Source organism: Luteolibacter sp. AS25, from assembly GCF_046736275.1.
GTDB lineage: Bacteria > Verrucomicrobiota > Verrucomicrobiia > Verrucomicrobiales > Akkermansiaceae > Luteolibacter.
Map to the genome: position 1 here is coordinate 2,856,708 of NZ_CP151837.1, position 26,246 is coordinate 2,882,953.

The 26,246-nt window shown below is 53.5% G+C and carries 23 protein-coding genes and 1 pseudogene; 10 read left to right on the forward strand and 14 right to left on the reverse strand.

Translation table 11 applies throughout. From position 1 onward, the window contains the following. Window positions 1-4: 4 nt before the first annotated feature. Entirely contained in the window at window positions 5-412 is a 408-nt protein-coding gene (locus tag AAGA79_RS13175) for a cytochrome b562 (RefSeq protein WP_411826272.1), read from the reverse strand. Window positions 413-497: 85 nt separating this feature from the next. Between AAGA79_RS13175 and pbpC the strand changes: the two genes are divergently transcribed. Continuing rightward, window positions 498-2,753, forward strand: coding sequence for a penicillin-binding protein 1C (gene pbpC / locus AAGA79_RS13180; RefSeq protein WP_411826273.1), 2,256 nt, complete (start codon window positions 498-500; stop codon window positions 2,751-2,753). Here pbpC and ppk2 read toward each other — a convergent pair whose 3' ends face one another. From ppk2 to AAGA79_RS13210, 6 genes are all read right to left on the reverse strand, one after another. Further along, on the reverse strand, window positions 2,754-3,665 hold the full coding sequence (ppk2, locus tag AAGA79_RS13185; protein ID WP_411826274.1) for a polyphosphate kinase 2: 912 nt from the start codon (window positions 3,663-3,665) through the stop codon (window positions 2,754-2,756). A 62-nt stretch (window positions 3,666-3,727) separates the two neighbouring features. After that, window positions 3,728-4,081: a dihydroneopterin aldolase gene (locus AAGA79_RS13190; RefSeq protein WP_411826275.1), complete on the reverse strand. Its 354-nt coding sequence runs from the start codon at window positions 4,079-4,081 to the stop codon at window positions 3,728-3,730. Beyond that, window positions 4,078-5,115 (reverse strand): NUDIX domain-containing protein, encoded by a 1,038-nt coding sequence (locus tag AAGA79_RS13195; RefSeq protein ID WP_411826276.1) that lies wholly within the window; start codon window positions 5,113-5,115, stop codon window positions 4,078-4,080. The genes AAGA79_RS13190 and AAGA79_RS13195 overlap by 4 nt, the downstream gene beginning before the upstream one ends. A gap of 12 nt (window positions 5,116-5,127) precedes the next feature. After that, window positions 5,128-5,514, reverse strand: coding sequence for a DUF721 domain-containing protein (locus tag AAGA79_RS13200; protein WP_411826277.1), 387 nt, complete (start codon window positions 5,512-5,514; stop codon window positions 5,128-5,130). 5 nt (window positions 5,515-5,519) lie between these two features. Further along, complete coding sequence (locus AAGA79_RS13205; RefSeq protein WP_411826278.1) at window positions 5,520-5,756, reverse strand: ferredoxin; 237 nt, start codon at window positions 5,754-5,756, stop codon at window positions 5,520-5,522. A gap of 79 nt (window positions 5,757-5,835) precedes the next feature. After that, window positions 5,836-7,410 (reverse strand): glycine--tRNA ligase, encoded by a 1,575-nt coding sequence (locus AAGA79_RS13210; protein ID WP_411826279.1) that lies wholly within the window; start codon window positions 7,408-7,410, stop codon window positions 5,836-5,838. 177 nt (window positions 7,411-7,587) lie between these two features. Between AAGA79_RS13210 and AAGA79_RS13215 the strand changes: the two genes are divergently transcribed. Next, window positions 7,588-8,385, forward strand: coding sequence for an MBL fold metallo-hydrolase (locus AAGA79_RS13215; RefSeq protein ID WP_411826280.1), 798 nt, complete (start codon window positions 7,588-7,590; stop codon window positions 8,383-8,385). Between the two features lie 15 nt (window positions 8,386-8,400). Here AAGA79_RS13215 and AAGA79_RS13220 read toward each other — a convergent pair whose 3' ends face one another. Next, complete coding sequence (locus AAGA79_RS13220; protein ID WP_411826281.1) at window positions 8,401-9,465, reverse strand: metallophosphoesterase; 1,065 nt, start codon at window positions 9,463-9,465, stop codon at window positions 8,401-8,403. 228 nt (window positions 9,466-9,693) lie between these two features. Here AAGA79_RS13220 and AAGA79_RS13225 point away from each other — a divergent pair, with 228 nt between their 5' ends. From AAGA79_RS13225 to AAGA79_RS13240, 4 genes and pseudogenes are all read left to right on the forward strand, one after another. Beyond that, window positions 9,694-10,317 (forward strand): TetR/AcrR family transcriptional regulator, encoded by a 624-nt coding sequence (locus AAGA79_RS13225; RefSeq protein WP_411826282.1) that lies wholly within the window; start codon window positions 9,694-9,696, stop codon window positions 10,315-10,317. A 33-nt stretch (window positions 10,318-10,350) separates the two neighbouring features. Further along, window positions 10,351-11,766 (forward strand): efflux transporter outer membrane subunit, encoded by a 1,416-nt coding sequence (locus AAGA79_RS13230; RefSeq protein WP_411826283.1) that lies wholly within the window; start codon window positions 10,351-10,353, stop codon window positions 11,764-11,766. A gap of 33 nt (window positions 11,767-11,799) precedes the next feature. Further along, window positions 11,800-12,930, forward strand: coding sequence for an efflux RND transporter periplasmic adaptor subunit (locus tag AAGA79_RS13235; RefSeq protein WP_411826284.1), 1,131 nt, complete (start codon window positions 11,800-11,802; stop codon window positions 12,928-12,930). Between the two features lie 63 nt (window positions 12,931-12,993). Then, a pseudogene (locus AAGA79_RS13240) lies at window positions 12,994-16,123 on the forward strand (efflux RND transporter permease subunit); the annotation flags it as partial. Between the two features lie 453 nt (window positions 16,124-16,576). On the opposite strand, the gene AAGA79_RS13245 reads toward AAGA79_RS13240, so the two are convergent. Then, on the reverse strand, window positions 16,577-17,146 hold the full coding sequence (locus AAGA79_RS13245) for a L,D-transpeptidase (RefSeq protein ID WP_411826285.1): 570 nt from the start codon (window positions 17,144-17,146) through the stop codon (window positions 16,577-16,579). Between the two features lie 136 nt (window positions 17,147-17,282). On the opposite strand from AAGA79_RS13245, the gene AAGA79_RS13250 reads away from it, so the two are divergent. From AAGA79_RS13250 to AAGA79_RS13260, 3 genes are all read left to right on the forward strand, one after another. Next, the gene (locus AAGA79_RS13250; protein WP_411826286.1) at window positions 17,283-18,689 is read left to right on the forward strand and encodes a PA14 domain-containing protein; all 1,407 of its coding nucleotides are present in this window, start codon (window positions 17,283-17,285) and stop codon (window positions 18,687-18,689) included. Window positions 18,690-18,737: 48 nt separating this feature from the next. Continuing rightward, window positions 18,738-20,180, forward strand: coding sequence for a hypothetical protein (locus AAGA79_RS13255; protein ID WP_411826287.1), 1,443 nt, complete (start codon window positions 18,738-18,740; stop codon window positions 20,178-20,180). Window positions 20,181-20,362: 182 nt separating this feature from the next. Beyond that, entirely contained in the window at window positions 20,363-21,607 is a 1,245-nt protein-coding gene (locus AAGA79_RS13260; protein WP_411826288.1) for an LL-diaminopimelate aminotransferase, read from the forward strand. A 3-nt stretch (window positions 21,608-21,610) separates the two neighbouring features. Here the strand turns inward: AAGA79_RS13260 and AAGA79_RS13265 are convergent, their stop codons facing one another. From AAGA79_RS13265 to rpsN, 5 genes are all read right to left on the reverse strand, one after another. Next, complete coding sequence (locus tag AAGA79_RS13265) at window positions 21,611-22,228, reverse strand: DUF4126 domain-containing protein (protein WP_411826289.1); 618 nt, start codon at window positions 22,226-22,228, stop codon at window positions 21,611-21,613. Between the two features lie 146 nt (window positions 22,229-22,374). After that, on the reverse strand, window positions 22,375-22,620 hold the full coding sequence (locus AAGA79_RS13270) for a hypothetical protein (protein ID WP_411826290.1): 246 nt from the start codon (window positions 22,618-22,620) through the stop codon (window positions 22,375-22,377). Window positions 22,621-22,785: 165 nt separating this feature from the next. Next, window positions 22,786-24,222, reverse strand: a complete 1,437-nt coding sequence (locus tag AAGA79_RS13275; protein WP_411826291.1) for a hemolysin family protein — start codon at window positions 24,220-24,222, stop codon at window positions 22,786-22,788. Next, entirely contained in the window at window positions 24,209-24,469 is a 261-nt protein-coding gene (locus tag AAGA79_RS13280; RefSeq protein ID WP_411826292.1) for a zinc ribbon domain-containing protein, read from the reverse strand. Before AAGA79_RS13280 ends, AAGA79_RS13275 begins: the two co-directional genes overlap by 14 nt. Window positions 24,470-24,546: 77 nt before the next feature. After that, the gene (gene rpsN / locus AAGA79_RS13285) at window positions 24,547-24,816 is read right to left on the reverse strand and encodes a 30S ribosomal protein S14 (protein WP_411826293.1); all 270 of its coding nucleotides are present in this window, start codon (window positions 24,814-24,816) and stop codon (window positions 24,547-24,549) included. A gap of 158 nt (window positions 24,817-24,974) precedes the next feature. Here rpsN and AAGA79_RS13290 point away from each other — a divergent pair, with 158 nt between their 5' ends. Then, window positions 24,975-26,150, forward strand: a complete 1,176-nt coding sequence (locus AAGA79_RS13290; protein WP_411826294.1) for a VWA domain-containing protein — start codon at window positions 24,975-24,977, stop codon at window positions 26,148-26,150. The last annotated feature ends 96 nt before the right edge of the window (window positions 26,151-26,246 follow it).

Genomic DNA, 26,246 nt, shown 5'->3' on the forward strand with positions numbered 1-26,246 from the left:
AGGCTTATTCCTCCATGAACTTGTTGTGGCCTTCCTTTTTGCTGGCACGTAGCGCATCCACCATTTCAGCAACCTTCGCCATATCACCGTCGTGGAAAGCCAACTCCATATCCGCAAGAGTCACGATCAAGTTGCCCATCATCTTCCGATAAAGTGCCACTGATTTCTCCTTTTCGGATCCATCTGGCATATTCGCAACCATTTCAGGAACCTCGGCGATCGCCTTGATCATCGCATCCTGCGCTTCACGGGCGAGAGCGGAGCCTTTGGCTGGATCCTCCTCCCTGCGCATAGCCTTGTAAGCATCATTCAAATGCTCCATCTGCTCCGCAAGCGGGGTATCATCAGCTACAGCTGACTGAAAAAACATGGAAGCGGCGATCAATCCGGTGAATAAAAATTTTCTTTTCATACGAGACCTCTAAACAAGCGCAAAGGCGCAATCTTCCAAGTGAAAAGTGACTGCACCCCGCTTCCTATTACCCTAAGGTCCCATCATGGCTACCGAGTCGAAACTCTGCAAAATTTTCCAATGGAGAAACTTCGCCAGGCTCACCGCACTAGCTCTCGCCTCCTTTTTAATCGTCTGGTTCGCCCTTCCATGGGCCATTCCATTTCCTGATTCACTCACAAAAGCAGAAGCAGGCTCACCCGTCCTCCTGGATCGCAAAGGCCGGCCCATCCGCCACCTCGTCGCAGCGGATTTCACGAGATCCTTGCCTATTTCTATCACTGAAATTCCTCCAGAACTCATCGATTGCACACTCGCCGCGGAGGACAAGCGTTTCCGCCAGCACCACGGCATCGATATCATGGCCACAATCCGCTCAGCGATTGATTGTCTCCGGGAACGTAGAATTGTCTCCGGCGGATCCAGCGTAACCCAACAACTGGCAAAACTAACCTCCCCTCCCGCCCCTCGAAACCTGAAATCAAAAATCCGTGAAGCACTGCTCGCCCGCCGGATCGAAATGACCTTGGACAAAAACCAGATTCTCGAAGCCTACTTCGCCAAGCTCGACTACGGAAACCTCCGCATCGGCCCCAAGGAAGCCGCCCGCTTCTATTTCCAAAAGCCGCTCGACGACCTCTCCCTCGGCGAATGCGCCCTGCTCGCCGGTCTTCCCCAGGCACCATCCTGGTTCAATCCGATCCGACACCCGCTACGCGCCCAAAGGAAGCGGCAGATCGTCCTTGATCGCCTGGAAAAATATAAAGAATACGATGCTTCCACCATTTCAGTAGCCCGGACGGAAAAAATTCTCCTCCGCCCACTCCTGGAAAAGGAATCCGCCCCATGGCTGAATCAGAATGCCGGCAATACCCAGACCACGATCGACCTTTCCCTTCAGGAAGACATCGAGCAGATTGTCACCGAGGAAGTAGCCAAGCTAAAATCCTCCAATCTGCGGCACGCTGCCGTCGTCCTACTAGATAATCGCAGTGGCGAAATTTTGGCCATGGTTTCTTCCGCGGATTGGAAGGACTCACGCGGCGGCCAGATCCACGGAGCCCTCAGTCCACGCTCTCCCGGTTCCACCCTGAAGCCCTTTACCTATCTATTGGGTTTCCGATACCTCCAGCATCTTCCGTCCACGATCATCGCGGACATACCCACACCGCTTCGCACCGCACAAGGCCTGCAACTACCGGAAAACTATGATCGAAGATACCGCGGTCCGGTCACCATCCGCCAAGCCCTTGCGTGTTCGCTGAACGTCCCCGCCCTCCGCGAGCTCGACAAGCTCGGAGGAGCAACCCAGCTCTACGATTTCCTCAAATCACTTGGCATTTCCTCACTTTCCGAATCACCGGATCACTACGGTCTCGGCCTGACCATCGGGAATGCTCCGGTGAAACTACTCGAACTCGCCAATGCCTACTCCACCCTTGCCCGTCGCGGAACTTTCATCCCTACGAAGCTTTTCATGAGTCATGAAGTCCCGGTTTCCAGCCAGCTGATCGATCCGACATTCGCTTGGATGATCTCGGATATCCTCTCGGATCCACAAGCCCGGGCTCCTTCGTTCTCTAGTGGCGGCCCCCTCGACCTCCCCTTCCGCTGTGCGGTGAAAACCGGCACTTCTTCTGATTTCCGCGACAACTGGTGCATCGGCTACACCCCCGAATTCACAGTGGGTGTCTGGGCGGGAAATTTCGAAAACCAACCGATGAAAAACATCTCCGGAATCTCCGGCGCCGGACCTATTTTTCACAGGGTGCTGGTCCGAGCCCACCTGGAAACCCCACCCACCTGGTATGAAACACCCGCGGATGGGAAAAACGTCTCCATCGATATCCGGAACGGAAAAAGAATTCCACAAGGGGTGGACCACAAGTTCCAGCAAAAGGAATGGATCCCGCGCTCACGCGATATCGCTGCCGCCACCTCGGAAGACTATGATCAGAAAGGGCGCGCAAAACTACCGGCGATGTATCGGAAATGGTTTGAAAGCGACTTCAACACCCGCCGGAAGGAGCTCGTCATAGATGAATCCTCCGAGGATTTGATCCCGCTGACCATCGAGCGCCCCCGGGATGGCGCCATGATACTTCTGGATCCTGAGATCCCGGGGAACAACGCCACCGTGAAGCTGGTCACAAACCTTCCGCAATACACATCCTGGAGCTGTGGAACTCTTGAGATCGACAATTCCACAGCACGATTAGTCCCTGGCACACATACATTGTCCGCCACGGACACCAGAAACGGCACCCGGCAGCGGATCACAATCCTGGTTGAGAAACTCTAACTAAAAAATCTGCGGGACCACGAAAGTATCAGGCGTAGGCTTCCGCTTGTAGTCATCGTGATGGACGCGCTCCGGAAGAGCTACGATTTCCCGCTCCACATACTCGTAGGGAACCTGGGAAAGGAAATGTGAAATACAATTCAGCCGCGCCTTCTTCTTATCATCCGCAGGCACCACATTCCACGGTGCTTCAGGGATGTGCGTGTGCTCGATCATCACTTCTTTCGCCTTCGTGTAGTCTTCCCAGCGCTTGCGGGATTCCAGATCCATCGGGCTCAACTTCCACTGCTTCAATGGATCATGATTCCGGCATTCGAAGCGGAACTCTTGCTCCTCATCACTGATGGAGAACCAATATTTCACAATTTGGATTCCTGATCGGATCAGCATCTTCTCAAATTCAGGAACACTGCGGAAAAACTCCTGATACTCATCATCCGAGCAAAAACCCATCACCCGCTCAACACCCGCGCGATTATACCAGCTGCGGTCGAAAAGAACGATTTCGCCAGCGGCAGGAAGGTGCTCAACGTATCTTTGGAAATACCACTGCGTACTTTCACGGCTGTTCGGCGCCGGAAGTGCTGCCACACGGCAGATCCGCGGATTAAGACGCTGTGTCATACGCTTGATCACTCCACCTTTGCCAGCCGAGTCCCGGCCCTCGAAGAGCACCACAATCTTGTGACCGGTGTGAACCACCCAGTCCTGAAGTTTCACCAACTCAACCTGCAGACGATACAGCTCGCGGAAATAAGTCCGGCGGAACTCCGCTGATTGATCCTGGCCATCGCCGTGGTGGCGGTTTTCCTCCTCGAACTCTCCAAACTCCATCTCCAGTTCTTCATCAAACTGGTCAATATAGTCTTCACGGATACGGTCGAAATTCTGCGTAAATTTATCTGGATTCATGATCTGGCGCGGAAGCTATCAGAAATTTTCAAAACGTGGTGTGACCTTTTCGTAACAAGGACTCAAGCATCCCTGTTTACCTTCACGGAAACGAAATCCGCGTTCGGTAAAATCTCCTTCTCCACCTTTACCGTCACTGATTTCAACGGGTAATCATTAAGCAGAAGCGCGGCCACATCCGTAGCCATCGTCTCGATCAGATGACGCGGCTTCGCCCCCGCCAAATGCTCGATCTCCCCGGCAACCTTTGCATAATCAACCGTGTTCTCGACAGAATCCATCAAACCGCCGAACCCTTGGATTGGCCGCATCCAGACACTGATCCAGATTTTCTGGGCGGTTGCACGCTCCTCATCCGGCACCCCGATGTGTGTGCTTACCTGAAGACGGCGGATTTCGATTTCATCGGAATTCATAGTAGAAAATTTTGTTTCGCCACAGTCGCCAGCAGCGTTCTTGTTGCTTGGTTCAGGTCCAATGCTTGAGCCTCCGCAATAGTCACCCATTGGTATTCCTCCGCCTCGTCATTAAGTGTCACCTCATGCGATGCGGCCTCGGCCACGTAATTCAAAAGCAGGAAATGCGCCCTCTGGTAAAACTCCGGCGAGTCTATGCAGTCCTGTACCATTACAAAGCGTACACCGGATATTTCCAATCCGGTTTCCTCACGGATTTCACGCACCAAAGCCGCCTCGCTTTCTTCCCCCCGCTCGATTTTTCCTCCGGGAATGCCCCACTTATCGCTCCACTTGTGCGTGCGAATCATCAGCACTTTTCCGGAGCCGTCGTGGATCAGCGCACCGACAGTCGCCACCGGTCGCTCCGCCCTGCGCTTATCAAAAAGTTTCACCAGCACTCCCAGATCGGGAACAGTGATATCCGGCCGCACATTTGCGAGAACCTCCGCGTGCTGATATCCGGTCAGAACCGCAATCGAAGAAATACCTCCATGCCGCGCCGTCTCCACATCGTGGGTCATATCACCCACAAAGGCCGTTTCATCTTTCACCAGGTCATGATTCCCGAGAATCTCCGCGATCATTTCCCGCTTATCCATCACACCGGAATAAGTCGCCTCAAAGAAATCACCCATCCCGAATTCCTCCAACTGCCGTGCAAAGGCGATTGGATCCATCGATGTCAGGACAAACATCCTCAAGCCACGTGACCTTGCCCATTCAAGTTTCTCCCGAGCGAACGGAAGCACCGTCACCAAACTGGTGGCACCATCGAATGCAGGACGGAAATGATCCTCCAACTCCTCAAGTGCTATCCCCGGCAGGATCTCCTCGTAAAATTCACGATAGGGCAGGCGGAAATTCCGTCGAAATCCCTCCCTGTCATACGGAGCGATCCCATATTTTTCGAGCACCGCATTCGTCGCCTCGATCACTGGCCCCAAATCGTCCACAAGAGTCCCGGACCAATCAAAAATTAGATTCTTAAACATGTATAAAAACTTCTAGCCCAAGGAGAACCTGATCGATCTGATCTTACGTTTCCCCAAGTGATTTTGGACATTTTTCAGCAATTCAGGCTTCATCTGTTCCAGATGAAAGCGCATCGCCGGCTGGGTAACGCGCAAAACAAGATGACCGTCTTTCACTGAAACCGGCTCCGTATGCGCACCAATAAAATCTCCGGCAACCTGTTTCCAAACAGCCTTTACCTCTTCCTCATTGAGGCTATCGGCGAAAAACTGCTCTTTGAGAATCCCGTCTATGAGTGCACCTGCCTCTGTGATATTGGCACGGAGATTGGTTGGCTTTTCACAGCCAAGCCACTCTTGCATGAGATCCTCATGAATTCCTTCCCGCCGAGTTGGTTTATTTCTGCGGGGTGCAGCCATGGAAATTAATCCTCGCCGTCTTCGCCGATCGCTTCGACAGGGCAGCCTTCCATTGCCTCTTGGCACTGCTCGATTTCCTCGTCGTTCTCCGGCTGTTTGAAAACAAAGGAGTAACCCTCGTCATCAGCACGGGTAAAGTTGCTCGGCGCGGTCTCACGGCAGAGATCACAGTCGATACACTGGCTGTCCACGTAGAATTTTCCGCCGACGTTCTCTTCGTTCTTATCTTCCTTGTCTGCCATGATTTCTAATTTTTTTCTGCCCCTTCGATGCACAGGGATTGCGGCTCTTGCAACTTCAAATTGCCAGAGCCGCTATAGATTACCGGATACGGGCCATAAGCCACGGAAGGAGATCCTCGATCGCCATGCGCTCCTGCTCCATTGAATCACGGTGGCGGAGTGTCACGGTATTCTTCAATTCCGGATTCTCCTCACCCAATGTCTCGAAATCGATCGTGATGCAGAAGGGCGTGCCCACCTCATCCTGGCGGCGGTAGCGGCGGCCCACTGCTCCACCATCGTCGTAAAATACGTTCATCCACGGCTGGAGCTCCTTCTGGATCTCTTTTGCAATGCGCACCTGATCTTCGTTTTTCTTCATCAGCGGGAAAATTCCCACCTTGATCGGTGCCATGGATGGCACGAAGCGCATCACTGTGCGGACATCGCTCTTGCCATCTTTCCCTAGATCTTCCTCGTCGAAGGCCTCACAGATCAGAGCCAGAATCGTGCGATCACATCCTGCTGATGGCTCCACCACATGCGGAAGAAAACGCTCCTTGGTCTCCTCGTCGAAGTATTCGATCGGTTTACCAGAGCCTTTCTGATGCACACCAAGATCGTAGTCGGTGCGGTAGGCCACACCTTCCAGTTCCTGAATTCCGAACGGAAATTCGTATTCGATATCGTAGGTTTTCTTCGCGTAGAAAGCCCGCTCACCATCCGGCACATCCAGAATATGCAGCTTCGCGCGCGGCACGCCGATTTCCTCATAGAATGAGAGACGGGTCTCAAGCCACTCATCGGTAAGGCGCATACCGTCATCCGGATGGCAGAAATACTCGATTTCCATCTGTTCGAACTCACGGGAGCGGAACGTGTAGTTCCGTGGATTGATCTCGTTGCGGAACGCCTTGCCAATCTGCGCGATACCGAACGGCAGCTTCACACGGTTGGAATCCAGCACGTTCTTGTATTGGCAGAAAATGGATTGGGCAGTCTCCGGCCGGAGATAAGCCACTTGTTCGCCAGTCGCTCCGAAATTTGTCTGCAACATGAGATTGAACTCACGCGGCTCTGTCAAAAGCGATCCGTTCTCAGGATTGTAGCGCGTCGAATCGGTTACCTCCTCGGTAGCTTCCCCTTGAAGTTCGATATTTTTGATCGCCTGTTTCTTCGGCATATCGCTCTCCTTAATGAAACGTGCGTAATACTCGCGGGCGGTCTTGCGCGCCTTCGCCTCATCATAGCCCTCGATTTTCAGCACCGAGTAGGCCTTCTCGGATTTCCATTCCAGCTCCTCGAGCGTAGCTCCGGAGAAATGGTAAACCGTCCCACTCTGCGGCTCGATCTGATCCGCGCGAAGTCTCGCATTGGAGAGCAAGCAATCACTCATCGGATCACTGAAACCACCGATATGCCCGGAAGATTGGAGAACCTGCTCCATCGTCAGGATCGAGCCATCCATACCGACAACATCGTCCCGCTCCTGCACGGTTTTTCTCCACCAGAAATCCTTCAGATTCCGTTTCAGCTCCACGCCCAGAGGGCCGTAATCCCAGCAACCGTTCAGCCCCCCGTAAAGCTCACCCGCTTGAAAAATGAAGCCTCTACGCTTGCAGAGAGAAACGATTTTCTCCATCCGCACCGGATCTGTAACGTCTTTGTTTGCCATAAAAAATTACCCTTACCTTCAGGGGCCGCAAAGAAAACCACACCCACCTCACACGGGCAACATCAATTCAAGGCTCCGCAAGGCATGATTTAACCCCTTTCCGGCGGAAACCCCGAATTAGTATCAATTCGTCCTTCAACCCTCACCATCATCTGCGCTATCCCTCCCACCCGCTTCATGAAATTCGCAGTCCTCGGCTCCGGCTCCTCCGGAAACTCCACCATCCTCGTATGCGGCAACACCCGCATACTTATCGATGCAGGGCTCTCCGCGAAACAGCTCTGCCTACGCCTCGCAAGCATCGGGATCGATCCAGCCTCCCTCTCCGCCATACTCCTAACCCACGAGCACGGAGACCACACCCGCGGCCTAAGGAATTTTCTCAAAAAACACCCCACACCCATCTACGCCACCCCGGAAACCGCCCATGTGGTCCGCGAGCAAAATATCGGCGAGGCCATCTGGAAAACCTTCGATGCCGGGCAAATTTTCCCCATCGATCACCTTTCCATTGAAAGCTTCGCCATCCAGCACGATGCCGTCGACCCCGTCGGATTTGTCGTCGCGAATGATTCCCACCGCTTCGGCCTGCTTTCGGACGCCGGTCAAGTCACCTCCAGCGTGAAGCTGCGCCTGAAAAACCTCTCCGCACTTTTCGTCGAGGCTAATTACGACGAAGAACTCCTGGAAATGGATACGAAGCGCCCCTGGTCCATCAAACAGCGCATCGCATCCCGCCATGGCCACCTTTCCAACACCCAGGTAGAGGAACTTCTGCGGGAAATTTCCCATCCGGATCTCTCGCAGATCGTCTTCGGCCACCTCAGCTCGGACTGCAACTGCCCGCAAAAAGTCACCACACGTTTCCAGGCATGCCTACTGGAAATCGGTCACCCGCACACAGCACTCCACTGCGCCTCTCAGGCGGAAACCACACCTTGGTTCGAAATCGCAGCGCCGTTCAGGCTTATCTAGGTCGGTTGAGCAAGATCAGGCCTCTATGCGCCAGCTATGATCCAATCCCTTGCTGAAGGCGTGGCAGATATTTCCCTTCTCATCGATATTTCGGACATACAGGCGCTCACCATCCAGAGATAGATGGGAAAATCCGCCAACGAGGTCCGCCGCGGAATTTTCTCGCTCCTTGGTCACCTCACCCCGGGATCCCGCACCAGCCCCGGAAACCACAAAGGATGTGCACAGCCCATCCAATTCCAGATGCTGCAGGTCATGCTCGTGACCGCATAAATACAGGTGAACCTTATGCTTCTGCAGCACCTCGCCAAGCTCCTCGATCACTGCCGGATTATCCCCGTATTTCGTATTTGAATACAGCTGATGGTGGCCCACCACCACGGTGAAAGGCGCACGCTTTCCGGCCAGCTGCCCCTCCAGCCAGACCCTCTGCTCCTCTTCCTCCTCCGCTGACATCCAGATCTGTTTCTTCTGCCTCCGGTTATTCACATAAAGCGATTTCCAGTTCGTATCGATCATGATGAAAGTCACCTGTGGATCATCCGCCGGATAATCCACCCGATAATGCTTCGCCGGCATCGTCCACCGGGTTCCCCGCTTCAGCGAAGCCGCATATCTTAGCTGGATCTGCTCATTCCCTGGAGTATCCCGGTAATCATGATTCCCCAAAACAGCCCAACAAGGACCGGGATAGACCTTTGCTGGATATGGCTCAGAAAATCCCTTGATCCACCGCACAGACTTCACCCCGCCCGGCATTGGCCCGTAGAAATTATCCCCAAGTAAGAACAATCCATCGGGCTTGGTCGCTAGCGAGAGGGTATATACCTTCATCCCTCTGGCTACGGAAAATTGCCTCTCATCACCTTTTCCGTAATCCCCCACCGCCAGGAAATCCAGCCGCCCGGCAACGGAAACACTGCCGGTTTTCGCATCTGCCTTCAGATTCAGGTTCATCGCCACACTCGAACAAAACAGCGTCTTCAGCAGGCGGCGTCTCGAAATATTCTGACCGATTGGAGGGAAATCATTTTTCATCAATCTCCTACCCATCAGCATTTCATCTAAAACCTCAAGCATGGAAATCCTAACATCCGCCGAACCCGCGGGATAGAAATCCCATCAATACCCGGGCCATCTGCATCCCAGACCACAGATGGCGCCCTTTGATTCCGTGCAACGCACCATTTCTCCTACACCAACGGCAACTCTTAAATCTTTGATAATCAAAGCCCTATAAAAAACCGTTGAAAATTTTTTAAAATAGATTTTGCCACCGCTAGACGACTGGTCTAATTACCCGAAGTCATGGGCACACCACATACCAAAGAACGCATACTCGATGCAGCCGAAGAAATTATGTGGAACCGTGGTTTCCACGCGGTAGGGCTCAACGAAATCCTCAAGGCAGTCGGCGTCCCCAAAGGATCTTTCTACCACTATTTCAAATCGAAAGAGGAATTCGGCGTGGAATTGCTTAAGCATTACATGGCGGCCGCATCGACCCATAAACGCCTGTTACTCTCACCCGAGATCCCCGATGAAGCGCCCCTGCAGCGCTTGGTGGAACTGATGGAAAACTCCATCGATAGATTCGAGAAAAACAACAAACGCTACCCCTGCCTCGTTCTGAAACTCGCCTCGGAGGTCACGGATCTCAGCGATTCCATGCGACAAGTCCTGGAAGACGGCCTGGGAAGATGGATGGACCTTCTCAGCGGCGTGTTCGAAGAAGCCAAAAGAATCGGGCAAATTCCTGATAGCGTAGACCCGATGTTTGAAGCCGGCCTCTATCGCGATTTATGGGCCGGCTCCATCCAGCGGGCGACCATTTGTAAATCTACTCAACCGATGCGGGACGCCTACCGCGCCTTGTCCGAACGCTTTACAGCACTCCAACAGATCTCCACCCCCGCAGCTAGCGCACAATAGCCCGTCACCTCTCAACTCTCTCTTCCCTAAGCTTTGAAAAATCATCACTTCAAACCACTTCGCCCGGCCCTCTGGATAGCACCGGCGTCCTTCGCTCTTTTGCTGACTTCTTGCAAACTCGTCGGCCCGAATCACACCACCCCGAATAGTGAGCTTGCCGGAAGCTATAAAAACTCGGCATCCGTCTTCTCGGAACGCATGAGTAACCGCTGGTGGGGTATCTTCGGAGACTCCGAGCTCAATTCCCTCATGGCGGACCTCCAGAATGGGAACTTCGACCTCCGCGCTGCGGAAGCACGTCGTAACCAAGCCTACGCCGCACTCGGTGTCAGCCGATCCGGCCTTTTCCCACAGGTGGACGGCACCGCCTCCGCCACCAGAAACAGAGCCTCGGAAAACAGCATCAGCGGCGGATTCACCCAGACTTATTACGATAATTATAACGTCTCCATGTCCCTTGGCTACGAGCTGGACCTCTGGGGCCGCGTCCGCCGTATCGTGGAAGCAGGACAGGCAACTGCCGTCGCAGCCGAAGTTTCCGTGGATCAGACAAGACTCTCGCTCCAGACTCAGCTGGCCCGCAGTTTCTTCGCGCTTCGCTTCCTTGATAGTGAGGCTGCGGTTCTACGTCAGGCCCTGGACACCAGGCAGGAAACGCTCGACCTCGCCTCGGACCGCTTTGAAGGCGGCGCCACAAGTGAAGTAGACGTCGCCCGCGCGCAGTCCGAATTGGCAACAACAAAGGCCCAGCTCGTCGCACTCGAGGCCCCACGCGCTTCCCTTGAAAATGCCATCGCCATCCTAGCTGGCAGAAATGCGTCCAACTTCAGTATTTCGCAAAAAGCTACTTCAAACAAGGCCCCGAACGTCTCTTCCGGCTCACCCGTCCAGTTACTTGGCCGCCGCCCGGATGTCTTTGCCTCGGAGATGACTCTCGCAGCCGCTTCCGCGGAAATTGGAATTCAGGAAGCGAATTTCTACCCCCGCATCTCACTTATCGGCAGTGGCGGACTCACCTCCGCGAAAACCTCGGACTTCCTCAATTGGTCCAGCTCCGAGTTCAGCCTCGGTCCGCAGGTCGATCTCCCGATCTTCCAGGGCCTCCGCCGGAAAGCAGATCTTGAGGCAGCCAAGGCACGTCACCAGGAAGCTCTGGCCAACTACCAACAAACCGTCCTCCAGGCCTTCGCCGACGTGGAAAACGCTTTATCCTCCCGCCGCGGTGCCATCCATGAGATCGCAGCCCAGCAGGAAAGCATCACCGCTGCCAAACGCTCCTACGAGCTCTCCGAAGTCCGCTACAAGGAAGGTGTTTCATCCTACCTCGAAGTCGCTGACAGCCAGCGCGAACTCCTTAATGCCCAGCGCCTTGAAGTCCAGGCCCGCGGCCGCTCCTTCGAAGCAACCGTCCTGCTCATTCAGGCTCTCGGCGGCGGCTTTTCCAAATAACCTTCCCCTACCAATCACTAAATTTTCATTTCCATGAAACGACTCCTAATTCTGCCACTACTCCTTCTCACCCAGTGCAAAAAAGACGAGCAAGCAGGTGGCGCACCGCCGGCAATGCCCATTCAGGTCGCCCACCCTATTCTCCAGGAAATCGCCCTGACCGAGACCTACACCGGTCGCTTCACACCGATCGAGGAGGTAGCACTCCAGGCCCGCGTCAGCGGCTATCTGGAATCCGTGCATTTCGTGGAGGGCCAGAAAGTTAAAAAAGGCGATCTGATGTTCAAAATCGATTCACGCGTTTTCGATGCGGCCGCAGCCATCACCGAAGCCTCCGTGAAACAAGCTGAAGCCCGCCTCTCGCTCGCAAAAAGCAGCCTCGACCGCTCCACAAACCTTGTGGAGAAAGGGGCTGTATCCAAAGAGGAGTTTGATACCCGCACCAGTGAACTCGCCCAGGCGGAAGCTGACCTATTCTCCGCGCAAGCCGGACTCCGCTCCGCGAAGCTCGACCAGGAATTCGCCGAAATCCATGCACCCATCTCCGGTGTTGCAGGTAATTTCAACGTGACCGTGGGTAACTTCATCAGCGGTGGAACCGCCGGTGGCACCCAGCTCACCACCATCGTCCCCCACCACCCGATCCACTGCACCTTCGAGGTGGATGAAAGACGAGTGCTCCAGTTCACCCGCCTCTTCTTTGAAGACAAAACCAACGGCAGAAACGGTGAAGGCCCTGAAGTGGAAATCGCTGTTTCCGACTCCGACTCATTTGACTTCAAAGGAAAAATCGATTTCTCCGAGAACCAATTGGACCGCTCCACCGCTACGCTCCAAATGCGCGCACTGGTCCAGAATGAAGACGAATTCCTCACTCCCGGCCTCTTTGCCCAAGTCCGTGTCCCGGTAGGTCAGCCTTCCGATAAGCTCCTGATCAAGGACGCGGCCCTCGGTTTCGACCAGGACAAGCGCTTCGCATGGGTTCTCAAAGAAGATAACACCGTCGAAAAACGCTACCTTCAAACAGGCCAGCTCAGTGGTGACCTACGAATCATCACGGACGGCCTAACCAAAGAAGACCAAGTCGCCGTTTCCGGCATCCAGCTCCTCCGCCCTCAGGTCCCTGTCGCACCTACCACAGTGCCCATGGTTCCTGAGAAATGAGATCTCGAATCATTGCATTCAGATGACAGCCCTCCGGCACCTTTTTCCCAATAATTTCTTCCGATGAAAAATTTCTCCTTCTTCTTCATCGACCGTCCGCGCTTCGCATCGGTCGTATCCATCATCATCATCATCATCGGGGCCATCTCCTACTTCTCACTGCCCATTGCGCAGTTCCCGGAAGTAGCGCCCCCTACCGTGGTCGTGACCACGGCCTACCCGGGAGCCACTCCCGATACCATCGCAAAAACCCTCGCCGCACCCATCGAGCAGGAGGTGAACGGCGTGGAGGACATGCTTTACATGAACTCCCAGGCCACCGCGGATGGAGCTTATCAGCTCACCGTCACCTTCGCCCTGGGCACGGATCTGGATAAGGCCCAGGTGCTTGTTCAGAACCGTGTAGCCATCGCACAGCCACGTCTCCCTGAGACAGTGCGGACCATCGGCGTCCAGGTTCAGAAATCATCTCCCGATCTCTTGCTGGTCGTCCAAATGTATTCACCGGACGATACTTTCGACCTCGGCTACATCTCCAACTACGGCCTTCTACAGGTCCGCGAGAGACTCCGCCGTATCGACGGCGTGGGTGAAGTCCGCCTTTTCGGCGCACGTGAATATTCAATGCGTGTCTGGATGGAACCGACCCGCCTGGATTTCTACAATCTCTCCGCCTCGGAAGTCGTATCCGCTCTCCGTGCCCAGAACGTACAGATCGCCGCCGGCACTATCGGCCAGCAACCATTGGACAAGGAAGTTCCTTTCCAAATCAACGTCACCGCCCAGGGGCGCCTCAGCACCCCAGAGCAATTCGGAAAAGTAGTCGTTAAAAGCGGTGAGAACGGAAGGCTTGTGCGCCTCTCCGATGTCGCCCGCGTCGAAATCGGCTCACTGGATTACAACGTCAACGCCTACCTGGGGGACAAACGGACACTCGCGATGCCTATCTTCCAGAGACCTGGCTCCAACGCTCTTGAGACCTCCGCAGCAATTCGCGAGGCAATGACGGAAATGTCCGCCGATTTCCCGGAGGGAATGGAATACGCTATCGTTTACGATCCCACCCAGTTCATCGATAAATCCATCGAAGCCGTGCTCCACACGCTTTTCGAGGCAGTCCTGCTGGTGGTCCTTGTGATGATCCTTTTCCTCCAGACATGGAGAGCCGCACTGATCCCGGTTCTGGCGATCCCCGTCTCACTTATCGGCACCTTCGCCGTCATGCAATTGTTCGGCTTCTCCATCAACAACCTCACACTCTTTGGACTCGTCCTGGCCATCGGAATCGTGGTGGATGACGCGATCGTTGTGGTAGAGAACATTGAGCGAAATCTCGAAAAAGGACTCACACCACGAGAGGCAGCCCGCCAATCCATGGCGGAAGTCAGCGGCGCGATCTTCGCAACCTCACTAGTGCTTATCGCGGTGTTCGTTCCTACCGCTTTCATCAGCGGAATCACCGGACAGTTCTACAAGCAGTTCGCCCTGACAATCGCCGCCTCCACCATGATCTCGGCCTTGGTTTCCCTAACCATCAGCCCGGCACTCGGAGTTTTACTTCTGAAAGGAAAACAAAAGAAAGCGGATCCCCTTACCCGGATTATCAATTTCCTCTTCGGCTGGTTTTTCAAACTATTCAACAAGGTCTTTACCGGCCTGAACAACGGCTACTCGGTCTTCATCAAGAAAACAGTCCGTATGGCCATAGTCATGCTCCTGCTTTACGGCGGCCTACTGGCCATTGCCGGGGTAGGATTCAAAACAGTTCCCGGCGGATTCATTCCCGCCCAGGACCAAGGCTACGCTATTATCGCCGCACAGCTGCCCACCGGATCATCGCTTGATCGCTCGGATGAGGTTGCCAGACAGCTGATCGACTTGATTAATGATGTGGATGGAGTCGCAAACAGCGTCGCATTCGCCGGTTTCAACGGAGCCACATTCTCGAACTCCACGAACTCGATCGTTATTTTCTCAATCTTCGATCCCTTCGAAGAGCGGACAAGCGGCACCGAGATGTATGAAAAGCTCACCGCAGCCGTGCGCAAGGTAGACGCCTTCGGGATTGTCATCCCGCCTCCGACCATCCGTGGTCTGGGAACCGGAGGTGGCTTCAAGATGGAAGTCCAGGACCGCGCGGACCTAGGATACATAGCGCTCGAGCAAGCTACCTGGGGCCTTGCCTTTGCAGCCATGGCAGAGCCTGAAATTGGACAAGCATTCACTCCATTTACCTCATCCGGACCGCAATATTATGCCGATATCGACCGTGAGAAAGCATTGATGCTCGGAGTTCCCTTGGAAAACCTCTTCTCCACTCTGGAGATCTACCTCGGCTCATCTTTCGTTAACGAACTCAACCTCTACGGCCGCACCTATCGGGTGACAGCCCAGGCTGACAGTGAATTCCGTGATGATGCGGAAGATATCGCCAAGCTAAAAACCCGGAACGCCTCCGGCGAAATGGTCCCTCTCGGTTCTGTAATGCAGCTCCGTCAGACTACCGGTCCCGACCGCGTGGTCAGGCACAACCTGTATCCGAGCGCCGACCTCATCGGTGGTGCGGCTCCCGGAGTTTCCACCGGGCAGGCATTGGAGAAAATGGAGGAACTTGCCGCGAAAGTGCTGCCACCCGGCATCAACTTCGAATGGACGGAAATGGCTTATCAGGAAGCAAACGTCACCGGATCTGCCGTTGCCATTTTCTTGGTGGCCATCCTCTTCGTATTCCTCCTGCTCTCCGCTCAATACGAAAGCTGGGGCCTACCTCTTGCGGTTGTGCTCACCGTACCGCTCTGTCTCACCGGTGCCATCTGGGGTATTCACCTCCGCGGTATGGATAACAACATCCTCTCCCAGATTGGTCTCGTCGTACTCGTGGCACTGGCCTCGAAAAACGCCATTCTCATCGTAGAATTTGCCAAGCAGCTGGAAGAAGAAGGCATGAACCGCTTTGAAGCAGCTGCGGAAGCTGCCTCACTCCGCCTCCGCCCGATCATCATGACTTCTCTGGCATTCATCCTCGGAGTTGTGCCTTTGGTCATCGCCACCGGCCCGGGCGCGGAGATGCGCCAGGCACTGGGAACAGTAGTATTCTTCGGGATGATCGCCGTTACCCTCTTCGGTGTCATATTTGCCCCGCTCTTCTACGTTCTCGTCAGAAAGGGTGCCAAGAAGGAAACCGCTCCGAAAATCACCGACTAGAAACACCTGTGAGGTTCAGCTCGGTTCATCCGGGCTGAACTATTTTCGGAGGAAGGGACCGCGTGCGAATTCTCGCCAGCAGTCTGGTTCATATAACCCTCCGCCGAATTGTAGTCCCAACCATTGGCAGATTTTCAATAGGAGGTATCAGATATACTTCCTAAGCTTGTTTCTCTGCGAGTGCCATCAGGCATCTCAAAACATAGCATTTTAGGGAGTATCTACCGCGATAGAGCCAAATGGGAGGCGATCACCGTGGTTCACCGCTCTCCCCCACTCCAAATAGAGGTAAGACCCAGCGAGCGCTGTGCAACATGGCGTCGCGAAGAGCTACAACCAGAGGACAGTGGCTCTAACCGACTGTCTTCCTACACGAGAAATGCATTCCTAAGATAACTTCCTTCTTAGGAAGTTACTACGAACCTAAATGGTAGCCGTCCGATCAGTAAGTGATCGTAACAGGAGTGCCTACTTTCACCTTACCGAAGAGTGTCGGCACGAATTCCTCTGGCATACGAATACAACCATGCGATGCAGGTGCGCCGGGCTGGGGAATTTTCCCTACGTGCATCCCGATTCCATAGTCGGTAAGACGCATCCAATATGGCATAGGAGCAGGCTTATAGACGTCTGTCGGGCCCATTGGGTCACCGGGTGAGGCATCGTTGTCCACCACTTCACCAAATTCATTTTCAATCCAGCCATAGCGGTTGGAGTGCTTGTCCACGATCTTTTCGGTGATTCTATAAGTTCCGGAAGGTGTACCACGGCCTTCAATACCAGTCGCGACGAACGCCCAGCCGATTTCCCTACCGCCACGGCTCACGGTCGCAACCTGTTCACCCAGATCAATCGCCACGGAAACCTCGCCCGTGCCGGTATCCGGATACCATTGATACATGATCCGCCCCGCCTTTTGCGGCATTGGAGGCGTAATTGGGCCACATGAGCTGAAAATCGCAGCAGCAAAACAGAAAAACGCTGTGGAAATGGTGTATCGGAAAATCTTCATGGGAGGGCGCGAATCATTCTACTTCGATCGAGAGATAGTAAAGCAGTTTTCGTACATATCACCAGCTCTCTATGTCAATTTTATTGAAATTTTGTAGCACATGAAATAACCCTTGCCCCTTTCGCGTTCAATCACCATGGCCAAGCCTTTCCTAAGAATACTCTTCCTTACAACTATCCTGAATTGCTCGATCAAAGCGCAGGACGGCGGCCAGCTCTATGAGCTATATTGCTCTGCCTGTCATGGGATGGACGGAAAAGGCGCAGGCGAAGGCACATTCCCTCCCCTTGCCGGTAGCGATTGGCTTCAAGGCAATCCGAAACGGGCCGCACTCGTGGTCCTGAAAGGCTTGGAAGGCCCCATTGAGGTATCGGGAAAATCTTTCAATCTCGCGATGCCTCCGCACGAGGCCTCGCTGAGCCTCAAGAACATCCAGACAATCCTGAATTACGTCAATTCCTCCTGGGGAAACAATGGCCCGAAAATTCAGATGGATGTAATCACCGTCGTAGCGTCCGAGTTCGAGAACAGAGACAAACCATGGACCGCAGCAGAGCTTCTGGAATTGTTCCCCCTTCCAAAACAGAAAACAGGCCTCGAAAACATCATCTCCAGAGTTTACCGGGGCCAGTGGGACAAAATGCCGGACTTCGATAAAATCGAAGCGGAAAACGTCGAAGAAGAACACAACGGCATCATCGATCTCTCCATTTCAGAATTTAAGGATAACTACGGAATCGTTTGGGAAGGAGATTTCATCGCCGAAACTGATGGCGATTACGAATTCACCGCACAGGCAGACGATGGTGTAAGGGTAATTCTCAACGATACCTTGGTCGCTGAAGTAACTGGACCAGGACCGGTTTCGCCAAAACGGGCAGGAAAAGGCTCAATATCACTGAAGAAGGGCAAAAATCAGATTCGCATCGAGTATTTCGAAAACACCCGCCAGCAAAAAATCGAGCTCCGCTGGAGGAAATCCGGCAGCAAGGGTTGGACATGGCTAACCAAGAAGAAAGTAAAGAAATCACGGAACCCCAGCATCATTCTGACTCCTGACGATGGTAAAACAGCGATTTATCGAAACTTTATCGATGGCACCACTCCGCGCGCCATCGGCTTCGGCTTTCCCGGAGAGCTGAACATGGCATACTCGGCGGACAACCTCGCGCCGGAGCTCATCTGGTCAGGTCCCTTCATCGATGCAGGCCGGCACTGGACAAACCGTGGCCAGGGAAACCAACCGCCCGCTGGCAACAAAGTCATCAAGCTCACTGAGAAAAGGTACTTCTCCAAAAATACACAGTTCAAGGGATACAGCCTCGATGAGAATGGCAATCCCACTTTCCATCTGCAGATTGACCAACAAACACTCAGTGATTCCTGGGCACCCGGCGCAATGGGAACTCTGGTCAGAACACTCACTTTAAGCGGTGGCAATAAACCGATCGAGATCCCGCACGGAAACCCTGCTATCACCGATTCAGAAACGGTTATCGTCACCCCGGAAGTGCCCGAAATCATCATCTACAACCTGAAGTAGATTTCCCAAGCTGACCGTCACCTCATTTTAAAACCTGATCTGAAACCCATGCGCTCAATTCTCGCACCCCTGCTTCTTGGCAGCAGCCTCTTTGCCCAGACACAATCCGACTTCTATACCAGAGAGGAAATCCCCCTCCCTGACGGAGAAATCATGGAAATTTCCTCCCTCGCACTCATGCCGGAGAAAAAGGTCGCGGTAGCCACCCGCCGCGGAGATCTCTGGATTTGCTCCGGCGCCTATGGGGATGACCTATCCAAAGTTACCTGGAAAAAATACGCATACGGCCTCCACGAACCGCTTGGCATGTTTTATCGGGACGGCTCGCTCTTCCTCACACAACGCCCGGAATTTTCCCGGCTTAAGGACACCAACGGGGACGGTGCCGCCGACGTATTCGAGACCATCAACTCTGAATGGGGGATCAACGGAAACTACCACGAATACGCCTTCGGAAGCGCCCCGGATAAAAACGGAGATGTCTGGATAACACTCTGCCTCACCGGCTCCGCAACCGCGGAATCGGACTGGCGCGGCTGGGCAGTCCGTATCACCCCGGAAGGAGATATGATCCCCACGGTTTCCGGAATCCGCTCACCCGGTGGCATCGGCATGAATGCCGCAGGCGATATGTTCTACACCGATAACCAAGGACCGTGGAATGGCTCCTCCTCACTGAAATGGCTCAAGCCAGGCTCATTTCAAGGCAATCCTACCGGTAACAAGTATCACTCGTTGAGCAACCTACCGACTCCGCCTGATGTCGCAGACGGCTCACGAATCCTCACCCAGCGGCTTAAATACCCGACGTTCATGCCACCGGCTGTCATCCTACCTCACGGGAAAGTGGGCCAATCACCCACCGGCATCGCACTCGATGAAACCGGCGAAACATTCGGCCCATGGAAGGACCAGCTCTACATCGGAGAGCAAACACACTCACAGATCCAACGCATCTGCCTGGAGAAGGTAAACGATATCTATCAGGGCGCGGTATTCCGTTTCCTTGATGGCTTCGAGGCCGGCCTCATTCCGGTCACCTTCGACAATGAGGAAGGAATCATTTTCACAGGAGGATCGAACCGTGGCTGGGCCTCAAGGGGAAACAAGCCGTTCACCTTCGAACGCGTGAGATGGACCGGCAAGACACCGTTTGAAATACAGTCCATGCATGCCGAGCAGGATGGTTTCACCCTCACCTTCACCGAGTCGGTCGATCCGGTTACAGCAGCTGATCCCGCCAGCTATTCGATGGAAGCCTGGACCTACATCCTCCAATCAAAATATGGTTCTCCTGAAGTGGATCAGGCCACACCGACCATCACTGCTGCGAAAATCTCCCCGGACAAACTCTCCGTTCGCCTAACTATCGACGGATTGGTGCGCGGCCACGTCCACCACCTAATGGCTCCGGGCGTGCATTCAGCAGCCGGCACCAAGCTTTGGCACCCAGATGCTTTCTATACACTGAACGAAATTCCGGCCCAATAGGACCCGAAGCGTCCGCCTGCATTCTCAGGTTCGAAGCATCCGGGATGAGCATTTTGCCCTTGAGCCTCCCGCTGCACCACCGACTTCTTTCTTTCGGGGGCAAAAAACGAGCCTTCCAGGGGTTGGTCTAGTTTCCAAAAGACACTTGCTCCGCAACCCTCCCCCGCCTAAATGATCCTCATATGGCAACGATCAATTCCAACTTCCTCAAACTCAAAGCCGGATACCTGTTTCCGGAAATCGGACGTCGCGTAAAAGCATACACCGAGTCCGCACCCGACAAAGCAGCCCAGATCATCCGCTGTGGCATCGGCGATGTTACCGAACCACTTCCTTCCTCCGTCCGTGAGGCCATGCACAAAGGCGTGGACGAACAAGGCGACCGCGAGACTTTCCACGGCTACGGCCCCGAACAAGGCTACGAATTCCTCCGTACCGCGATTGTAGAAAATCAATTCGCTGATCTCGGCATCTCCGCGGACGAGGTTTTCATCTCGGACGGCTCCAAGTGCGATACCGGAAACATCCTCGATATCTTCGGTAAAGGAAACACCATTGCCATCACAGACCCTGTTTACCCGGTGTATGTTGATACCAACGTCATGGCCGGCAACACCGGGGACGCGGATGAAAAAGGTGCCTACGAAGGACTTCTCTACATGCCTTGCACAGCGGAAAACGGTTTCGTGGCAGACGTCCCTACCGAGAAAGCCGATCTCATTTATCTCTGCTTCCCGAACAACCCTACCGGCGCTGTTGCCACACGTGCGCAGCTCGAAGCCTGGGTAAAATACGCGAAAGAAAATAACGCCATCATCCTTTTTGATGCTGCCTACGAAGCATTCATCCAGGATCCGGAAATCCCGCACTCCATCTACGAGATCGAAGGAGCAAAGGATTGCGCCATTGAGTTCCGCTCATTCTCCAAAAACGGTGGCTTCACCGGTGTTCGGTGTGCTTACACCATTATCCCCAAACAACTTACCGGAAAGGCAGATGACGGCAGTGACGTTTCACTCCATCAGCTCTGGTCCCGCCGCCACTCCACCAAATTCAACGGCGCATCCTACCCGGTTCAGGTTGCCGCAGCTGCTGTATTCTCTGAAGAGGGGAAAAAGCAGGTCTCCGATCTCATCACCCACTACATGGGAAATGCAAAACTTCTCCGCGAAGCCTGCCAGACACTCGGCCTCGACGTATTCGGCGGAGAGAATGCGCCTTACGTATGGGTAGCATGCCCGGAAGGCACAACATCCTGGGAAATGTTTGATAAAATGCTCCACGAGGCTCAGGTCGTGATCACCCCGGGCTCAGGTTTTGGCTCCGCAGGTGAAGGATACTTCCGTATATCTGCCTTCAACTCCCGTGAAAACGTCATCGAAGTCTGCGAGCGACTCAAAACCGCTCTCACACCAGTCAGCGCCTAGTATTTAAACCGGCTGACTCTTTTCAGCCTTCGTTCGGCGACGGTTCCGCCAAATCGCGAGAACCGTGCCAAACGTCTTCTTCACGATCCATAGAGCTACTCCTAGCAGGATCACGAAAACAAAAAACGCCAGAATCGGCGCCAGTGCGGTCAGAGTTAGTCCACCGAGTACCAGCCCGTCCTCCGCCACACTTGCCACACTGTTGGAAACCGGCTCCGGAGACATGTTTACCAGCAGCCTCGTTCCTGCCTTTGCGCCATGCATTGTTAATGAGGCTCCGCCAGACATCAGCCCCCCTATCGCAAGAATAGCCGGATCCATGTCCCCGAGTGCGCCCAAGCCCAGCAATACCCCCCCTGCAGGCCGGACAATAGTGTGGAGAGCATCCCAAGCACTGTCGATCCAGGGGATCTTGTCGGAAAAGAATTCTACAACCATCAGAATACCGGCCGTTGCCAGTACCCAATCATGCCCTAAAACCGCCAGGTTTTCGTGAGTTGCAGCAAGGTCTATCCAGTCGAATCGAATCGCCAGCCCGGCCACAAATGCTGTGAGGTAGAGATTGATTCCCGCCAACGATGCAAGTCCAAGAGCGGTTCCCAGTTGACTGAATATTTCCATCGCCGGTAAATATGCCTGATTTCCCCGTGGAAGCCACGAGAATACTTTGCCCCAACCTGAAAACAAAAAGCCGCACTGGAAGACCAGCGCGGCTTTTCATAAAATTCGTTTTCCGGGGCATCTAGCTCCGAAAAGCTGAAGCAATATTATTGGTCATTGGTATCCTCGTCTGCAGGAGTGATTTCGATGTCCGGCACCTCAATTTCTTTTTTCTTGGTGGTCACGTCCACATCAGGAGCGTCCACATCATATTTAGGGAGTTTGGTCTCACCTTTTACTTCTACTTCCGGCATCTCACCGTCCTGGGTTTTCTCAACATCACAGGAAACGAGGCCAGCAGCGGCAAATACAGAAGCGAGGGCGGAGAAGGCAAATTTATGATAAGTTTTCATAGTAATCACCTATCAGCACATCATGAGCCCACCACAAAATCAGACTCGTAAACCACGTATAATCAGCTACTTATAAAGTCAGCAGTTAATCCTAGGATCTTTAGGATCCTGTCAGATTCCGTGCAATACGCAACATACACCTGTTAGATGCAATGATCAGCCGCTTCAGGTGGCAGAATCAGCAATCAGCTCGCCCGAATCGTCGCTGTCTTCGTCGTCTTTCAGCTTCCGGAAATGGATTTGGCCGACCCGGCGTCCATCGGTACTGGTTACTTTCGCTTCATAACCAAGAATCTGCAGAGTTTCCCCAACGTCAGGGAAACGCTCCAATTGCTGGGTAACGTAACCGCCTACAGTAGTAACCTCGCCACTCTCCAGCGAAAGTTCCGGAACAAAACCTTCGAGATCATTCAATGTCGTTGAACCTTCCACGACGAATTCACCTGAATTGACCCTCATGAAAGATGAATGCTCGTTATCAAATTCATCCTGAATATCACCTACCAGCTCTTCCATCACGTTATCGAGGAAGACTACCCCGACAGGTGTTCCAAACTCATCCACCGCCATCGCTAGGTGGGCATGTTCTTCGAGGAAAAACCTTAAAAGACTATCCAGTGGCATCGTATCCGGCACCATTTTCAACTCCCGCTTCACTCTCATGAGGTCCGGGTCCGGATCATTCATGAAACGGAACAAGTCTTTGATGTGGATTAGTCCGATTGCCTGATCCAAATGACCTTTCACCAACGGGAAACGCGTGTGTTTGCTCCGCAGCGCGACGTCTAGCGTCTTCTCATAAGGCTCGTCTGCGTCCAGCACAACTACCTCGTTCCGCGGCGTCATCACATCGCGGACCCAAAGTTCGTTCAACTCAAGGGCATTGATCAGGATTTCACGCTCGGTATCGGTCACTTCCTTGAATTTACCCGAATGTGTAACGAGAATCGCAAGCTCCTCGGCGGAATGCACGTGCTCCCCTTCACTAATCGGATCGATCCGAAAAATATTTTTCAAGAGCCAGTTCGCGGTGCCTTGGAAAAATCGGATGACCCAATAAAACGTGGTGTAAAACACATGAAGCGGCCCCACCAGAGCAAGTGTCGTCCCCAGGGCCCTGCGGATTGCGAGGGATTTTGGGAGTAATTCTCCCACAACGACGTGTAGGAAAGTGAATGAAGCGTAGGCAATCACCAGAGAGATCCAATAGATAGCCCGCTCGGGCATTCCGGTTTGTGCAAGGACAGGTGAAACCAGTGCGGTCACAAAGGGCTCACCGAGGAAACCAAGGGCAAGTGAAGAGAACGTGATCCCCAACTGGTTTGCAGAGAGATAGCCATCGAGATGCTTTACCACATAAACCGCCCGTGCGGTATCCGCACCAGTTTCCGCACCATGGGACTCCAGTTGACTAGGTCTTACTTTTACGATTGCGAATTCCGAAGCGACGAAAAACGCGTTGAGCAATAGGAAGAACGTGATCCCCAGAATATAGAGGACCGTTTCCGTTGCTGTAGGGAACTCGTGGCTGATGGCCCCGGCCTTGCCCAAGACAACTGCAAGTGGAGAAAAATCCACCAATTGAAGATCAAAGCTTCTCATATACTCCTTGGTCACGTTTTTCCAAGACCGTGAAACCGGCCTTTTTGGCATCAGACACCGACATTGGTTTTGAAACGCGAGGAGTGTTTACCTGCGAAATTCTTTTCTTCACAGGGTTCTTACAGATCAGGCACTTCTCAAGTGCCTCACGATCTGCAGGCCTCCTAAGCTCGAATCCACGACGACAAATCCTACAAGATCGCTCAGGATCTTCTTGGGCTTCAGTGACGTATTCGTAGATTGGCATTATTAGAACGCGGGTACGGGTAGTTACCGTCCCACGTTATTGAAAGCGGCTTTCGGGCCGATTCCAGAGGTATTTTATTACCAGCTGGACTTCGTCACACCCGGAAGCAATCCAGCAGAAGCATATTCGCGGAAAGTAATACGGGAAAGACGGAAGCGACGAAGAAATGCACGGCGACGGCCTGTGATCTCGCAGCGGTTAACCACGCGGGTTGGGCTGGCATCACGTGGAAGCATGGAAAGACCTACGTAGTCTTTCTCAGCCTTCAGCTTGTGACGGAGGTCAGCATACTTTTCGACGGTCTTTTGTTTGCGCTTATTGCGGGCGATCCAACTTTTCTTAGCCATAATTCGGGGGGCGGTAGATACCCGATGAGAGTTTCAATGCAAGCCCAAACTTGTTCTTTTCCTGATTTCTCTCCCGAAAAGCGCAATTTTCTCCCAACTCATCAATTTACACCCCCTTTACGGACGGAAACCCAAGAAGCAGGTAGAAAAGAATAGTCATGAAAAAACATTACCTGATATCCACCGCCGCTCTTGCCGTATTTTGCCTCCAACCATGCGTGGCGAAACCTGTAATTGATCCGGATCCCGCCGTAATTCCAGCACCGGATATAACCGTGGATGGCGAAAATCGAATCCAAATCGCGCTTTTGCTCGATACCTCAAATAGCATGGACGGCCTCATCGATCAGGCCAAGACCCAGCTTTGGAAGGTTGTAAACACGTTCATCGAGGCGGAGCGGGACGGGAAAGCTCCCTTCGTGGAAGTCGCACTCTACGAATATGGAAATAATAATAATGCTGTGGGCAATGACTGGATCCGGATGGTCAGCCCGATGTCCCGCGATCTCGACGATATCAGCCGCAAACTCTTCGCATTGAAAACAAACGGAGGCGAGGAATACTGCGGCGCCGTGATCCAAAGAGCGCTGGGTGATCTTTCCTGGGATAAAAACAAATCCACTTACAAAACAATCTTCATCGCAGGCAATGAGCCTTTCACCCAAGGAAGAGTAGATTTTCGCCCAGTCAGCAAGGATGCACTGGAAAAAGGAATCACCATCAACTCCATCCACTGTGGCGGGCGCCAAGCGGGAATCAGCGGATCATGGCATGAAGCCGCAGCTCTGGCCGGTGGCGATTTCCTCGTCATCGATCAGGACAAAGCAATCGCACACATCGACGCGCCACAGGACAAGAAAATCGCGGAACTTAGCAGCAAACTCAATGAAACCTATCTGGGCTACGGCAGGCTGCGTGAAGAGGCCCAAGAGAATCAACTAGAAGCCGATAAGGACGCTTTGGCCAACAAGAAATCGGGAGCCAGCGTCCAACGCGCAATCACCAAGGCCAGCCAGAACTACTCGAACGCTTCATGGGATCTCGTGGATGCCATCAATGAAAAGAAAATCGATCCAGCGAAGCTTAAAACCGAGGAACTTCCGGATGAAATGAAGGAAATGAATCAGGAAGAACGCAAAAATTACATTGCGGAAACCGCTAAAAAGCGTGTGCAGATCCAATCCGAAATCAAGGCACTCAATGCGGAAAGAGAAGACCACATCGCTGCGGCCATGAAGGATTTGGCCGAAGACGGAAGCAAAACCCTGGATCAGGCAATGATCTCAGCCACGCGCAGCCAGGCGGCAAAGCTCGGCTACAAATTTGAGGATTGATTCTCCTCATTGCTAAGAGTCGGGGGAGCATGTCCAAGAGGCGTGTTCCCCTGATTTGATTTTACTCCCCTTTCCCAGTAACTACATTTTCACCAC

Bases quoted from the DNA above. Each gene is read 5' to 3' on its own strand.
- AAGA79_RS13175 (WP_411826272.1), bottom strand. From the start codon at position 412: ATGAAAAGAAAATTTTTATTCACCGGATTGATCGCCGCTTCCATGTTT.
- pbpC (WP_411826273.1), top strand. From the start codon at position 498: ATGGCTACCGAGTCGAAACTCTGCAAAATTTTCCAATGGAGAAACTTC.
- ppk2 (WP_411826274.1), bottom strand. From the start codon at position 3,665: ATGAATCCAGATAAATTTACGCAGAATTTCGACCGTATCCGTGAAGAC.
- AAGA79_RS13190 (WP_411826275.1), bottom strand. From the start codon at position 4,081: ATGAATTCCGATGAAATCGAAATCCGCCGTCTTCAGGTAAGCACACAC.
- AAGA79_RS13195 (WP_411826276.1), bottom strand. From the start codon at position 5,115: ATGTTTAAGAATCTAATTTTTGATTGGTCCGGGACTCTTGTGGACGAT.
- AAGA79_RS13200 (WP_411826277.1), bottom strand. From the start codon at position 5,514: ATGGCTGCACCCCGCAGAAATAAACCAACTCGGCGGGAAGGAATTCAT.
- AAGA79_RS13205 (WP_411826278.1), bottom strand. From the start codon at position 5,756: ATGGCAGACAAGGAAGATAAGAACGAAGAGAACGTCGGCGGAAAATTC.
- AAGA79_RS13210 (WP_411826279.1), bottom strand. From the start codon at position 7,410: ATGGCAAACAAAGACGTTACAGATCCGGTGCGGATGGAGAAAATCGTT.
- AAGA79_RS13215 (WP_411826280.1), top strand. From the start codon at position 7,588: ATGAAATTCGCAGTCCTCGGCTCCGGCTCCTCCGGAAACTCCACCATC.
- AAGA79_RS13220 (WP_411826281.1), bottom strand. From the start codon at position 9,465: ATGCTTGAGGTTTTAGATGAAATGCTGATGGGTAGGAGATTGATGAAA.
- AAGA79_RS13225 (WP_411826282.1), top strand. From the start codon at position 9,694: ATGGGCACACCACATACCAAAGAACGCATACTCGATGCAGCCGAAGAA.
- AAGA79_RS13235 (WP_411826284.1), top strand. From the start codon at position 11,800: ATGAAACGACTCCTAATTCTGCCACTACTCCTTCTCACCCAGTGCAAA.
- AAGA79_RS13245 (WP_411826285.1), bottom strand. From the start codon at position 17,146: ATGAAGATTTTCCGATACACCATTTCCACAGCGTTTTTCTGTTTTGCT.
- AAGA79_RS13250 (WP_411826286.1), top strand. From the start codon at position 17,283: ATGGCCAAGCCTTTCCTAAGAATACTCTTCCTTACAACTATCCTGAAT.
- AAGA79_RS13255 (WP_411826287.1), top strand. From the start codon at position 18,738: ATGCGCTCAATTCTCGCACCCCTGCTTCTTGGCAGCAGCCTCTTTGCC.
- AAGA79_RS13260 (WP_411826288.1), top strand. From the start codon at position 20,363: ATGGCAACGATCAATTCCAACTTCCTCAAACTCAAAGCCGGATACCTG.
- AAGA79_RS13265 (WP_411826289.1), bottom strand. From the start codon at position 22,228: ATGGAAATATTCAGTCAACTGGGAACCGCTCTTGGACTTGCATCGTTG.
- AAGA79_RS13270 (WP_411826290.1), bottom strand. From the start codon at position 22,620: ATGAAAACTTATCATAAATTTGCCTTCTCCGCCCTCGCTTCTGTATTT.
- AAGA79_RS13275 (WP_411826291.1), bottom strand. From the start codon at position 24,222: ATGAGAAGCTTTGATCTTCAATTGGTGGATTTTTCTCCACTTGCAGTT.
- AAGA79_RS13280 (WP_411826292.1), bottom strand. From the start codon at position 24,469: ATGCCAATCTACGAATACGTCACTGAAGCCCAAGAAGATCCTGAGCGA.
- rpsN (WP_411826293.1), bottom strand. From the start codon at position 24,816: ATGGCTAAGAAAAGTTGGATCGCCCGCAATAAGCGCAAACAAAAGACC.
- AAGA79_RS13290 (WP_411826294.1), top strand. From the start codon at position 24,975: ATGAAAAAACATTACCTGATATCCACCGCCGCTCTTGCCGTATTTTGC.